The 15396-nt window shown below is 40.1% G+C and carries 7 protein-coding genes; 3 read left to right on the forward strand and 4 right to left on the reverse strand.

Annotation, left to right across the window (positions count from 1 at the left end; genetic code table 11):
- Window positions 1-71 precede the first annotated feature (71 nt).
- From N0B48_RS07765 to mobC, 4 genes are all read right to left on the reverse strand, one after another.
- On the reverse strand, window positions 72-761 hold the full coding sequence (locus tag N0B48_RS07765; protein ID WP_259838020.1) for a TetR/AcrR family transcriptional regulator: 690 nt from the start codon (window positions 759-761) through the stop codon (window positions 72-74).
- 829 nt (window positions 762-1590) lie between these two features.
- The gene (locus tag N0B48_RS07770) at window positions 1591-2469 is read right to left on the reverse strand and encodes a PorP/SprF family type IX secretion system membrane protein (protein ID WP_259838022.1); all 879 of its coding nucleotides are present in this window, start codon (window positions 2467-2469) and stop codon (window positions 1591-1593) included.
- A gap of 93 nt (window positions 2470-2562) precedes the next feature.
- Window positions 2563-8472, reverse strand: a complete 5910-nt coding sequence (locus N0B48_RS07775) for a gliding motility-associated C-terminal domain-containing protein (protein WP_259838024.1) — start codon at window positions 8470-8472, stop codon at window positions 2563-2565.
- A 66-nt stretch (window positions 8473-8538) separates the two neighbouring features.
- Complete coding sequence (mobC, locus tag N0B48_RS07780) at window positions 8539-10539, reverse strand: conjugal transfer protein MobC (protein ID WP_259838026.1); 2001 nt, start codon at window positions 10537-10539, stop codon at window positions 8539-8541.
- Between the two features lie 599 nt (window positions 10540-11138).
- Here mobC and N0B48_RS07785 point away from each other — a divergent pair.
- The 3 genes from N0B48_RS07785 to N0B48_RS07795 are packed head-to-tail and all read left to right on the forward strand — an operon-like array spanning window position 11139 to window position 15392.
- The gene (locus N0B48_RS07785; protein WP_259838028.1) at window positions 11139-13181 is read left to right on the forward strand and encodes a type VI secretion system Vgr family protein; all 2043 of its coding nucleotides are present in this window, start codon (window positions 11139-11141) and stop codon (window positions 13179-13181) included.
- An 11-nt stretch (window positions 13182-13192) separates the two neighbouring features.
- Window positions 13193-14020, forward strand: coding sequence for a hypothetical protein (locus tag N0B48_RS07790; RefSeq protein WP_259838029.1), 828 nt, complete (start codon window positions 13193-13195; stop codon window positions 14018-14020).
- Window positions 14013-15392, forward strand: coding sequence for a hypothetical protein (locus N0B48_RS07795; protein ID WP_259838031.1), 1380 nt, complete (start codon window positions 14013-14015; stop codon window positions 15390-15392). The genes N0B48_RS07790 and N0B48_RS07795 overlap by 8 nt, the downstream gene beginning before the upstream one ends.
- Window positions 15393-15396 lie beyond the last annotated feature (4 nt).

Raw genomic sequence — 15396 nt, forward strand, 5'->3', positions numbered from 1 at the left:
TATTCCTTTCACCGATTAAAAATAAGTTGGGATTAGTAGTATGCTGCAGAATCTGGATCTACTCTGGTTCCTTACTTGTTAATCTTAGCGAGAGAATATGCTGCTTCAATAGTATCTTGAATGGCTTTGGATATACGTTCTTTCCCTTTGACATCATTAATATCAATTCCACAAAAAGTACTGCCATAAGAATTTGCATGAAGAGATAAGCAATAGATACCGGCTAGCTGCAGAGCTAATAAAGCACGAATGTCAATCTTCGAGTTTTCAAAATCTTTATCTAAGATGGTGAGTACTGCTTCACCTATCTCTTCTCTTTGATCTGAAATTTTCCTTAATAATTTATTTTTTTCTCCAAGTCCCCAATGCATGATTTTCTGTAGCGCCTTATCCTTGAGCAGGGTATCAAATTGAGCTTGCAGCAAGGCATTCATTTCAGAGCTTCCTAAATTGTCTGGATCTTGAACTAGACCTTCGATCATTTTTTTTGCTCCAGATTTCCAGAAGTCTTTTTCGCTGATATAAGTTTCAATCAAATTATCCAAACTTCCGAAATAGGTATAGATCAATTTCCTATTTAGTCCAGCTTCTTTAGCAATATTTATGACTGTAAGTCCGGGATAGCTATATTTTTGCAACACCTTACCGACAGCAGCAATCAGCCGCTTCATAGTGCGGGCTTTCTCCCGAAGAGGTCCTGATGTTATTTTTCTCGATTTTGGTTCCTGATTTTTGGATTCCGTTTTCTTAATTTTTGCCATTGCTAAATAATATTGAGGCTTTTGCAATTTGTCAAATTTTAAGGACAAAATCAAAGAATTTCCGAGCATTTGCTATAATGCGCTTTGCGTCAGCATTATTATAAAATCCTCTTAAGATTTACAATGACAAATTACTTAATAATGCAGATGACGAAAAATGTATGAAGCTGAGAAAAGACGCAGTTGATGGTGTAGGTTTTCGGTACTATCTTTATAGTAAATTGGAATGTAGGGATGTTTATTCCCTGTAAAGAATTGAAATAATTAATCAACTTTTAATATAGCACTTAAGTTTATGAAAAGTTAGATTTAAATAAAATGGAAAATGTTGTAGGTAAGCTTTTAGTAACAAAAGAAGTCTTTTTAGGTGACAATCTTAGTACTGCTGCTCATCTTTTAATAAGTATTATACAATATAGAACATTGATCAAGTGTAATTTGTCGTTGGAGTCATATGAAAACTGAAATAAGTCCTGCATTTACAATTATTACCAATATCGTAGCTTTAACATGCTTATATATTGAGACTGAGTTCCATTTCCTTGGCATGAGGAAATTTTCCTTATGGTTTCTACCTTTGCTCATGAATATCAGTCTACTCAGACCTTATATCTTTAAAAAAGTAAAACATAAGGATGGTAGTTCCTGAAATTCGGAACAATAATTTTTAGTAAATAACTAAAAAATTAATAGGGTTGAACTCGCAACATAACAAGCATTGATTTTTCTAGTGTAAAAGTTCTTCAGGCTCAGGGATATGTTCTGGGGAAAGTAAAGGCCGCCCCTTAAAAGGCGGTCTTTCGTTGCATTAAGGGGAGGGACATATCAACTATCTGAAGTGATAGTGTAAAGCTATTTCAAACTCACCGTTACCATATTTTCCCAGATCAGAGGTGTCTGTGGTGTAAAGACACAGTATCCGAAGCTGATTCTGGTAAAATGTACCAACTCCAAAAGTTGCAGCATTGGTACTATGATAGAGGCAGCTTAACATCAATTTATCTTTGTAAAATTTAACTTGCACACCTACATCCACTATTTCTTTATAATTTTCTACTCCCCGATACACTGCTTTTGATTCAATGGTAAGCTCTTGGGTAAAGAATCTATAGCTTACCGATCCCATGTACAAGGGGCGGTCAATTACATTTTGTCGTAAATCTTTGTTCAGCAGTTGTTTTACATTGGACATACCTGCCTGAAGGGTTAGTCGCTGATTTCTATAAGAGATCCCAAAATCTCCTTCGATATATAGTGGACGGGCGTTAAAATGATGCAGGTTTTGATCGCCTGGGTCGCCAACTACTTTATTAAAGTCAATCCATTCATTCATGATACTACTGGAGATTCCGAAATCCAGAAAACTACCTTGATCATTGAGAGGCAAGTGATAGGCGTAGGTTCCTTTTAGGCTGGTTCGGCGAATAACCCCCGCACTTTCGCTGTAAAAATTAAGTCCCAGTCCCACTTTTTTATCGGGTATTCCATAAGTGGCAGTGAGCGCCTGCATAAATGGAGCTCCATCAATACTTGTCCATTGCACTTTGTAGGCGCCACCAATTATCCATCCTTTTTCTATTCCGGCCATCGCAGGGTTAGCCAGATACTCATTTTGAAAATAAGAGCTACCCATCGGATTTAACTGCCCGTAGCTTTTGCCAGCGAGTAATAATGCTATTGTTATGATGATATATTGAATCGTTTTCATGCGTAGTTTGATTAAGTTATATATAATTGAGAATGATATTCGTATAGTACAGTGTCATTGATTTTTTTAATATTTTCAGACGGATCTGAGGGCTTATTGATGCTCCCGGATAATAGAAACTGTTCCCTTGATCGGGCGTACATTATTTCCAGGTTCTATGATATAGATATAGGCGTCTTCATGGAGAAGCTTTCCTTCAATTGTCCCATCCCAATCATTGGAATAGCCGCTTTTGCTATAGAGCAGTCGTCCGGCTCTGTCAAAAATCCGTACGCTGTTATTGGGATAGTATTCTATATTCTTAATGATCCAGGTATCATTTTTACCATCATTACCAGGTGTAATGACATTATTGGGAATAGGGAGTTTCTTATCGATGACCGTGATGGTGAACTCTGTAAGTGAAGTACATCCATTAGTATTGGTCGCAATGACTTTGTAGGTCGTTGTTTGCTGTGGTGTGATTTTTATGGACTCCGTATTGTGTCCGCTTTGAATGCTGGGTCCCACCCATGCGTAGCTAATGCCACCTGAAGCTGTTAGAGTAATTGTCTGTCCCTTTAAGAGCTCTGTTCCCAGACTGCTGCTTATGCTAACTTTAGGCAGGGGATTGACTATTAGCGTTGTGGATACTGTTTTCTGTATTGATCCATCTTGATAGGTATAGATGATCTCATACATACCAGGGATGCTTTCTGAAAGAACAATAGTACCTGCTATTCTGTCGATACTGAGTCCCGCAGGAATTGAAGCATACGAACCATTTTTAGGACCTGTTTGTATACAATGTATAACGCCTACAGCGCAGTAATCACTCAAAGGGTAGGCAATGGCCGCCGGTGTTGGATTAATTTTTATTGCGGTAGTTGTACTGCCTGTGCATCCACCGCCAGAAAATGTATAGGTAATCGTGTAAGACTGATCAGGAGTACTGCTGGAAAGATCTATAGTTCCTGTGATGGGATCAATAATGAGTCCTAAAGGAAAAGAAGAAAAAGTTCCTCCGCTAGTACCGGTTTGTATAGCATCAATTTTTCCTGAAGCTGTAAATTTTGTGGAGCCATAGCTAATGCTTGCTGTTGGAGGTAATGGCAGTGGATCTATAGCAATCAATAGGATATCGCTTATGCAGCCTGCATTATTTTTTGCAGTAATGGTATGCTGGCCAGTGGAAAGCTCATAATAAAGAATCGAGGAGTATGGGCTGCCATCTACACTATAGATTACATCTGGCACTGCGGTAATGGTTAGAGTCCCATTAGCCACAAGACAGGTTGGTTGGGTGAGCTTAATGTGAGCCGCAAGATCAGTAACCGGATCTATGGTAAGGACTATGTCATCAGTTACTTCACAGTTAGGACCGTATACGACTTTGATACGGTAAGTACCACCCGTTGTGACGGTCTGTTTAATTCCGGCGCCAATGACTTTTCCAGTTGTCACATTGGTCCACTCGATCGTAGAATTATCGTTGGGCATCAGTGCTGTACCATCTAAAGTAAAAGGAAGATGAGCGGCGCAAATTTTTATATCCGGGCCTAAAGCTCCAATTCCTTCTCCGGCACTAGGTTGAAAGTTAATATGAGTAGTATTACCACCATTGGTACTCTGTGCTAGAATGGTTAATGGGAGACAGGAAGCATTAATGTCTTTTAGGGATATGTAATTATAGGTTGTATTACCTCCCTGTAAACAGACGTTAGCCTGTGTACCTGGGGTAGTAGACTGCACCTGTACCGTAGAACAGTTATTACCACTCATTTGAAGTTGATTACCAATCGTAACGGTCTTGCCTGCCTGAATTTGGTAGATAGAATTTTTTGAAGAAAAAGTGAGCTTATCTACAGAAATGCTTCCATAAAGACGGTTAGTTGAGTTCTCACCGGCATCAAAAGTGATGGCATGGTATGAGGCTCCGTCCTTGCCTTTAAAATTAGTAGCAGCCTGGATTAATTTAATGTGGCTGGTTCCTGCATCTAAATGAGAGCCGGTATAGCTCCAGCCTTCACCGTCATACGTTAAATAGATCTTGGAGGCACCAAGTTGTAAAGAGAGTGGATGATCTTCAGTTTCAATTCCGGTAAAAGATAGGGCTTTTAGGGTTTTTCCGTTGGTATTTAATGTCCCACGGGTAAACCGAATCTTGGCATTGGTGGTAAAATCATCTATGAGGGTATATGTACCAGTCCCTGAAAACTGAACATCAAATTGAGCACCTACAACAGCGCCATTAGTCGTAATGGTGCTTTCTTCCTCTGAAAGGAATTGTACAGCTCCATAATGAGTTAAGGAAGACTGCAATGTCATAGAACCATAACAGGCTAGTGCCATGCTAATGGTGGGTTTACCATGAACACCGTTCCAGGTCATGTTGTGAAATTCTGCAATTCCGATACCGTTAATAACAGGACTTTCTCCAGAATGCTCATTAAAGAAAACATTGTCAAAACGGGAGGGAAGACACCCGCCAGAGAAGGTGCCATCAGCATTAGTTGTCCAATGGGAAGGATCACTCCAGCTTCCGCTTCCGCCGATCCAATATAGATTCTTAGTTTCTGGGAGAGAAAAATCCCATCCTGAATTATTTCCCTGATCAATTCCTTTAGCAGAGTAATGGGCTCCACCCATGACCTCAATACCGCTCATTCTTACGTGACTCAGTGAGATATCTGAAGTAGATTTAACAGTGGCCCTTAGTGTAGGATCAATGCTATTGAACTCCCATATTTTGCACGAAGAATGGCTGATGAGCCGATTAACAGTTTGCGTGGAACCAGACATTAAGTGAGCATCTTTATTGGTGCCGAGAGTCAGAATATTGAATCGATGAGACCCATCGATGCGTGATTCTCCTGCAAAGCTGACGTTATTAAAGGTGTTTCCGCTGACGGCGTCATACCCTGCGATTTTTCCGGCCAATGCCTCATTTAGAAAATTCAGATCACTATAAACGAGCCCTGCTCGTGATCTAAATTCATTATTACTCACGCCACCTCCTGAAGAATTGGAACCCGACATGGTACCATTCATGTTGATGGTACTTGTGCCGGCGTTAAGGATTTTGATAGAAGCTCCATCCCAATATCCAGCGATATTAATTACCGATGATCCTAAACTTAGGATAGCAGCAAATCCATCAGAAATAGTTTCTGAGCAGTAATTCTCGGCATTCACAGGGTGATTATTGGTGTCAAAAGTTCCGCTTGTGACTCCAAAATTTCTGACGTTGAAAACGTCAGTTAACATCCATGTTCCTTTTGTGCTGTTAAAAAAGACACCTTTGGTTGTTGCATTTGCCGCTGTATAACCCATCACAACGTTATTGGTTGTGATGGTGTTCCCTGCATTTGCTGAAATGAAGTTGGTTCGCTCCACATCATAGTGCATCCCAGCTTGTAAAATAAGTGATCCGCTAATATCTAGCGGATTTGATTGAAGCGCTTTTATTTTGGGCTTACTTCCCTTTACGTCTTCCCAGGTCATATTATTGCAATTGGCGGGAACATCAATATTTACAGTGTAATTTGTCCCAGAAAACTTGTTAAAGAAAACATGATCCATAGCGGTCGGTAGGCAGGGGTTAGTTGAATCTGGGGTTCCATCTGCACGACTTGTCCAATGGTCCAGGTCACTCCAATTCCCGTTTCCTCCAATCCAGTAGAAATTGCGGGATGTATGCGGAATAGTGGTTACATTGAGATTATTACCACCATCAAGGCCACCTGTGACCTTTAAAGGTGATCCGATGGCATTGATGTCACTTATCTTGGCATTCATAAGGGTTGTAGGATGAAGGAGATTCAATCTGGCTCTTGTGCCTGGTGAGTTAGAACCCAATTCCAGAAGACCGCTACAGGTAGGACCATCAACTGTGAAGTTGGAGACCTTTATCTCCATATTGGTGCCCAAAATGTATTTCTTGGAAGCGGCAAGGCTTAGATGGGTGATGGCGAGTGGGGTGGGATGACCACCCGCATTAATAAAGCCACTACTGGCAAAGGTTAGTTTATTAAAGGTGCAGGGAGTGGCCAGGCTGTATAAGGTTGAAGATAGTGAAGATGTACCTGTGGTACTGGTAAAGGTTAGATTGTGATAGGTAAGTCCGGAATTATAGTAGAAATAAGCATTGTTTGATGCCATATTGATCTGACTACTTCCGGCATCAAGGTGAATAGGTGATCCACCGAAATTAATATATCCCCAATCACCGTTAACTGTGATTACGGAATTTCCCAGAGTTAGGGTCCGGACACCGAGTCCGGACGTTGTTGAACCGAAATTCTTTACGATAACAGCTTGACTATTTGTATTTAAGTGACCATTTCTAAAGACTATATCATTTTCCGGGCTTGAAAACGTATCCTTAAAAGTCCACTGCCCACCTGTTAAAAAGTAGGTGTCCCCTTGAATTTTGACTTCATTTGATGTGAGGGTATTTCCGGTATCTATGCTCATATAATGAGTCGTAGCAATCTGATAAATCAAGCCTTTTTGCCATGTGCAAGAACCAAAAATACCAAGCATATTTTTTGGAGTAGCTGTTTTAAAGACGGGGCTGCCCGGGACATCATTCCAGGAAATATTCTTACACTCGGCATCGGAAGAATTAATGATAACAGGATTCTCGGAAGATATTTTACCCGAAAAGCGATTGAAAAACACATTGTCATAGCGCGTAGGTTGGCAGCCCCCTGAAGGCGTACCATCATTATGGGTTGTCCAGTGCGTCGGATCATTCCAGTTACCACCACCACCGATCCAATAAAAATCTTTAGGACGACTCACAAAAACCCATCCTGAATTTTGTCCACCATCAACCCCATTATTGACAGAAAATAATTCGGAGCCTACCGCTTTAAGGTAGTTGAGTCTAACATTTTGTAGATTCAGTGGATGGCTACTTTTTATTGTCGCCTGGGTATTTCCAAATCCACTTAAGGTCCATAGCGGTTCACAATTGGCTGTAGGATTTTGGATTGTTCCAATCTGCTGTGTCCCGTATATATAATACGTTCTGGACCTACCTAGCTTTAGGGTGTCTATAGTACAGTTGGATGCTATAAGTCCTGAGCCTGCAAAGGAGAGCTTTTTGAATGTGCTGTTTCCTCCTGCAACCTGGTACCAGGCGGAAGGGGAAGGATTGAGTGGGTTTACGGTACTCGTAAAATTGACATGGTTGTAGGCATGTCCATTCTTTCCCATAAAAGACACTCCATATCCATCATCTGCACTTTTGCTAAGATTAATTTGGGAGTTTCCTGTAATGAGGGTATTTCCGGTATACTTCCATGATGGGGACTGGCTGTTTGACTGCGAATTTCTTCCGGTTAGGGTGAAAATGGACGAACCCAGGTTTAATGATCGAGGCTCTACTGGTGGTGCTGGTACGGTGCCACAGCAACCACCTTCATCAAAGAAGCTCGTGGTGATAACGCTTGATCCAAAATCCAGTGATCCTCTTAAAAAATACATTCTCCCGTTACTTTTCAGACTACCACTGATCAGGTATGATCCGGAACCGAGAAAGTATATGGCTGCATAACCACTTACTCCCGAATTAAAATCTACCGTGTCGGAGTCACGAGATTTGAGATACATAGTATTGTTTAGAATAGTTCCCGTCTGAAAATCGGCACTTCCATAGATATTGAGGATATGACCTTCAAATATGAGGGCCTCCGAAACGCCTGTAACCGTAAAATCGTGACATGAAGATTCCTGGTTGATGTTTACTGTCTTACTGCCCGGCGTAAATCCTGAGTTAAGGTCAAAGATGACATGGTCTCCTGACTGGGGAATACTCGGGGATAGTTGACCTCCTGAATTTCCTGAGCTCAGGGACCAATGATTGATATCGCTCCACTTGCCGCTGCCTCCGATCCAGTAAAGATCAGCTCCCTTTGTAACTACCGAAGATAACAGGAGAATAAAAATAAAAGCAGGTATTTTCATGGAAATACCTGCTGGTGACAATTGCTTGTCTTTGATACATTGAAGTAGCATAAGATTGAAATTAATAATGGTGAAAAAATGAAATATGAATTTGATTGGGGGTGGGTTAAAATTTTTTTATTCCTGAGTAAGGAGGTGTTGGAGGTCTGGATCATTTGCGATGCGTTCAAGTTCATCGGTTACAATTTTTAAGATATCGGTTTTGATCTGCCGATAGTTGGCTTCAATTTCCTGTTTCATGTTGTCCTGACCATTTTCGTCTACGAATGATGCGATCTGAGGAATCTTTTGATAGGCTTTGGTTTCCTGAGCTACTTTCTCATTGTCAACCACGATCTCAGCATGGAAAATCTTTTGATTGATGCGTTCCTCAAAATTGTCGGATACAGCGCCAACAAATATGCCCTGGGTAAGTGTTGATATTTTAGAAGCCGGAATGAGACTGTCCAGTTGGGTTGAAATTGAAGTCGATTTGTCGGTTCTGTTGATGCTCAGGCTTTGGCGCTTTTGAAGGACTTTTCCAAAACGTTCCGAAAGGCTTTTGGCTGTTTCTCCAACGACCTGTCCGCTGAAAATATTTCCTACGGTGTTTTGAATGACTTTACTTTCCTTATCGCCGTAATCACGGGTCAGCTGCGAATAATCCTGAAAACCCAGACAGACGGCAACCTTATTACTACGGGCGGTAGCAATTAAGTTATCCAGTCCCCTGAAATAGATGGTCGGAAGCTCATCGATAATGACCGAACTTTTAAGTTGCCCCTTTTTATTGATGAGTTTTACAATTCTGGAATTATATAAACCCAGTGCTGCTGAATAAATATTCTGGCGGTCCGGATTATTACCTACACATAGGATCTTGGGTTCTTTTGGGTTATTGATATCGAGTGAAAAGTCATCACCTGTCATTACCCAATAGAGTTGTGGTGAGATCATTCGTGATAAAGGAATCTTGGCAGAGGCGATTTGTCCCTGTAGCTGATCCTGCGCACCGCCTTGCCAGGCATCCATGAAAGGGGAGAGGTAATTTTCCAGATCCGGGTAGGTGGTCAAAATGGTAAAAACCTCAGAATATTTTTTATTCAAAAGTTCAATAGCATGAGGGAATGTGCAGTACTTTCCGTTATCATAAATTTTTAGAAACCAAATGATGGCAGCCAGTAATATAATTGGTGATTCCACGAAAAAATCTCCTTGCTTCTGGATCCAGCTGCGATTTAGGTTAAGCATGATCGTGTACGCCGATTCGTAAGCATCTGATATATCCGTCATAAAATCAGGATTGATGGGATTGCAACGGTGACTTCTTCTTGGATCATCAAAATTGATGACATAGAATTTTGGTTTTACCGTGTATTTATCGGTGTGTTTGAGCAGGTGATTATAGGCAATGGTAGAAAGATCATCGAACTTGAAATCATAGATGTACATGGAAAAACCCTTCTCGATCTGCTGTTTGATGTAGTTGTTCACTATAGCATAGGATTTCCCGGAACCTGGGGTTCCCAGTACGATGGTTGCCCTAAATGGGTTGACAATGTTGATCCATCCGTCGTGCTGCTTTTTATTATACCAGAATTTTGTGGGTAGGTTAATGGAGTATTCATTTTCCATGAGCCTCAACTCCTGCATGAAACTTTCATTTTCCGTATTGAAAACATCATCCATTAGGTTGTTTTTGAGTAGTCGGCTCATCCATACCCCTGCCATGAGTAAGGAAATATATCCCAAGCTCATGGTCAGCAGGTAAAAGAAAGTTCCAGGTTTTAAGGGAAGTTGGAGTAATGGGGTATTGAGAAAAAATAATACAAAGCCTACTCCGAGCGCAGTGTAGATCTTAGTCCAGGTAATTTTTTCATTCTTTACGCCTTTGGTTCCCAGGCAGCTTAAAGCGAGAAGGACCAGAGTGAAAATCTTCGTATATAAAGGATGTGAAAACAGTCCTGCCGTTCGATCAAAATTACTGAGTATTTTATTAATAATTTCCAGTGTCCAGCCTTGCTGCTGAAAGAAACCGTAACAGAACCAATAACAGTGCATGAGTACCAAAAGGATACTTACAGCGCGCATAAACTCCATGATCTTTGCCAGACCTCTTAAATCATCTTCTCCTTGCATTTTGTAGATTTTAAATGTTAGAAAAGTGAATCTAAAGGCGCTGTCGAGAGGTTATTGTGATGTGGCATTCATTGGCACTGGAAGGTATTAATTGGCGCTATCAAGTTGCGAATGAAAGAGCGAACTCGAATAGATTACTTTCTGATTGTAGCTCACGACATTGCTTAGTGGCAACTATAAGTAGATATATATATGTGCTAATAGGGTGGGATAGTACATATCTACATTATCCATGAGCGAATAATCGTACAAGTGTGGTTTTACAGCGGACTTTTTTACAAGCATTATTCACCTGTCGTAGAATTACTACAATTTTGAAAAAAGGCATTCCAATGTTTGGTCATGAACTTTTATAGTAATAAATTGTATCGCCAAGTCAGTGAATATGAATCAATTAAAACCGATATCGAACCTGCTGTCTAAAGTGTAAATCACATGTTTTAGAGATATTTTATTATAATATTCTCTACGAATAGTGTTAGGTCGAATTTTTATGTAAATAATTTTGACCTCATCAAATAGTTTACAATAGTCTAATCAAGAATCCTTGCCCAAAGGAGTATTAAGTTTATTAAACACAACCGAAAAAAATTATTATCATGTTTCAAAAAGACAAGGATTTTTCCAAAAGCGGAAAGTATTCAGATAAGAATGATGACCCGAACCAAATCAAAGAAAACAGTAATATTCAAGATATAACTGGGTTAGCGTCACAGGCTAACAATGTAGTAAGTACAGGGAAACAATTATTTAATCAGCCTCTATTACCGAATGAAGTGGAAATTTCAAAAGAAAAGATATGGACTGAGCAACCAACCTCAAAAATTTATAATGCTAAGGCAATTCCAGAAAATGTGATCGCAGGAATAAACAGGGTTGTAAAACTCGATATTCATGTGGAAGGTAAGCAGATAAAGCATTTCAAACATTTCAAGCTTAGTCAAAGTGCTTCCAAGCACCATGAATTTGAACTGATTTTGGCTCATGATACTTTAGGAAGCCCTGAGAACCATAATTTGGAAGAAGCACAAAGTTTTCTGGGAAAAAGAATTACTGTTGTCTTCAAGTATAAGGATGTTGATGCCAGTCCCGAACGTAATTTTGTGGGTGTTATTACAGAAGTAGGATTTAGTCAGGAAAAAGGAAATCTGGGTAATCTCGTATTATCAGGTTTCAGTCCAACTATTTTATTAGATGCTGCACCCCATATTCAAAGCTTTGGAGGAGCGCAGTCTATCAGTTTGAACAGTATCGCAACAGAAGTAATAAAAGAAGGATTGGGACAGGGCAAGTTTGATTTTAGAGTTGACGCAAGATATGGTAGTGTATCCTATAGTTGTCAATATGAAGAAACACATTATAATTACTTAGCCAGAATAGCTGAAGCTTTTGGTGAGCAGTTCTTTTATGACGGTGAAGTATTGCATTTTGGGCAATTGCCACCGCAGGAGAAGCCGGTAATACTAACCTATGGAAGCAATTTAACTGACATTCGCATCAAAATGAAGGCGCAGCATATTAATCCAACTTTCTATGGGTATAATAGTAGTAAAAATGAAAAGTTAAAGGGGATTAAATCAAAAATTAGCCATACTTCTGACATTGCCAAACGTGCTTATGAAATTTCAGAACGAACTTTTCAGACCCCATCATTAAGAGTAGCTCCAATAAAAGCAACCTCTTTTATGGATATTGACGCATCACAGAAAGGTGCTGCTGGAAGCAATGCCTCTGAGGTCTTTGTTACCTCAGGAAATACGACCGTCCCTTTTTTGTATCCGGGATGCATAGTAGATGTCGAGATGCGTAAGACAGACAGTAACGAAACATCGTTTTTTACGAAATTAATGTTAATTGAAGTGACTCATGAAGTAGATGCACGTGGATACTATGATGCTTCTTTCAATGCAATAGCTTCAGATACAGGATTTATACCACGCCCCGAATTTACTATTCCTGTTGCCGAACCGCAGTTTGGAAAAGTAACATCCAATACAGATCCGCTTAATCAGGGACGTGTGCAGGTTCAGTTTGATTGGCAAGGTGGTAAGGATACCACAGAATTTATCCGGGTCATGTCACCCGATGCAGGAAGCAGTGATAAGGTGGGTAAAAACCGTGGATTCATGTCTATTCCTGAAGTCGGAGATCAGGTCATTGTCAATTTTGTACATCTTCATCCTGATAGACCATTTGTTATGGGCGGGATGTACCATGGCGGAATTGGTGCAGGAGGGGGCGAAGGAAATAATATCAAAAGTCTGAGCAGTCGTAGTGGAAACAAACTAGAGTTGAACGATGGAGAAGGGTCAGTTTTTCTAACTGATCAAGGGGGTGCAAATATGAAGTTTGATGGTGCAGGTAATGCAAATACTAATGCCAATAAGAATAAGTCGGTCACTGTTGGCGAAAAGAATACTGTGACTGTTGGAGATACACATAAAACTGATGTCGGAAAAGGTCAAAGTGTGCTGACTATGGGAAAAGATGGTGTAATTGATCTGAGCTCCCTGGATAAATTAACACTTAAGGTTGGTGATAACAGCATCGAAATTTCTACTGCTGGTATAAAGGTAAATGGAGCAAAAATAGAAATTACCGGAGAAGGTTCTTGGAGTGGTGGTAACGTTTTTATTAATTAAGAGATCTGTAAATGGAACATACTTTTAAATCACATGCTACAAGAAAATATCTGGTAAAAATTACGAGCAGCATGAATCTCAATGGTTTTACAAGCGATAATGAGGTTGAAATAAGATGGATGCTTAGTTTAAAAGAAATTGGAGCGCAGCATTACACTTTTGAGCTAATTACCCTTGATCACGCAATGGTCAAGGCAGATAATACGGGATATATAGAAATACACAAAGTCGTTACCCAAATGCAGAAAGCGCTCAACGATATTAAATTTACAGTTGATAAACAAGGTAATCTTCTTCGTGTTGATAATTTGGAACAGATAAAAACCCGCTGGGAAACAGTCAAGTCCGAAGTAATAGAATATAATAGAAGCAATACATCACTAGTTGAATTATTTAAAATACAGGATGAAGCTTTTGAGAAAAAGGGCGGTGTTGAAGCAATGGTTAGAGCAACGGAATTTTTTGATATATATTTAAATAGCCTTTATGGCAGGGATTTATTTAGCAGAGTAAAAAAGTCAATTCCTAACCTATTTAGATCGGGTGTTATTCCATTCGTTCTCAAATACGACAGCAATAAGAATCAGGAAAATGGAAATGTGTATAATATACAGATAGAGGGTTATCCTAATATTTTGGTTGAAAACCATGTCAAGGACCTTTATGGAGGATTCCCTATTACTGATTTTAAGGTATTGAAGCCAGTTTACACGTATAATGCCAATTATAACATTGATATAGTAACGGGCTTTATTCAAGATGGGGAAATAAGTTTTACTGAGACTATCAATGAGAAGTTTGGTGGTGAAGTTCATTATAAAATACAACAATATGAGTGAAACAGGAGAAAGCGGATATGTTGCTTTGACCAGTGATATGTATTTTACATGCTCCTCCGGTCTTGCTCCCGCAAAAATGTATCCAACACAACAGAATCACGGGACAAAAGATAAATTCTACTACTTGGTAAAAGATGACACTGCAACACAACAAATGGGGGATTTTTGTTGTCGTTGGACCTTGGTACTAGCTGCGGCAATTGCTGCCGCTGGTATTGTAACTGGGGGAGCCGCTTTAGTGGTACTGGCTGCCTTAGCTGTTGCTGCTAGTGCTGCATTATGCGGCGGATTAGCTGCCCCTTTCCGAAAATGGGTAGGATATTCTACTTTGAACGCTTATGGTCGTAGGGATGCATACTCCCTTACTTCAAAATGTCAGATGACCTGCCCCATTGGCGGGACGATTACATACGCTGAGGGGATCACAAGCACATGGCAGGCTATGATCTATACGGCACGTAATACAGGATGGGCTTGTTTAGAAGGTGCAATGTTGGGAAAACTGGGGTCAGCAGGTTTTGGTGCTTTTGCTGGTACTGCAACACCTACGATGTCCACTGCCCTGATCAATTTTGCATTCCTAAATGTATCTGCCAGGGGACTTGCCGCGGCGGATCAGGTTGTTTTTGAGGGGGTATTACGCAATGGGAAAGACTTAAATGAAACAGGAGATGAAGCGATAAGTGGTTTGACCATATTTGAGCAACCTTTCATCCAGATTTGGAAGAAGGCAACGGGAGAAGATCCTCAACATTTAAACTGGCAAGACTTTTACTATGCTGGATTGTCACTTGTTGGAAGTCGGGCAATGTATGAAAGTGCCAGGACAAATCCGAATATTGCTGCAGGGATTTACAAACAAGGGGCTCAATTAGGTAATGCTTTAAAAAATGGTAAACTTTTTGAGCGTGTTACTTTAGAGGGAAGATTTAGACTACAATCAATTAATGATAATCCTGTCTGGCGAGCATTATGGGAACAAGCTAAAGAAAATAAAAGGAATACTGGTCAGGACAATGCATTTACCAAGTATGAGAGAAATATGAGTAATAATAGGGAAATGTCAAATGCTGAATTAAGAAGTGCCTTCCAAACAGTAGAGCGGGAGTTTAAAAAATTGGCATCTTCACAAGGAGTAGAGTTACCTGAGGGACCTATTCACCATAATAATTGGCCCCTACAAAGATATCCAGACCATGCGACTGATCCTAAAAATCTATATCCGACTGGAAGTACTGATCAGCATTTAAATCAAATACATCCAGCCACAACACAAGGACCTCACCCAACTAGAGATCCTGTAAGTCCAAAGCATGAGAAACCTTTGTACGATTATAATCCTAGACCGATTGATGATAACGATTTAGATTAAAAAC

Origin of the sequence: Chryseobacterium herbae (assembly GCF_025154075.1) — a bacterium.
Classification (GTDB): domain Bacteria; phylum Bacteroidota; class Bacteroidia; order Flavobacteriales; family Weeksellaceae; genus Chryseobacterium; species Chryseobacterium herbae.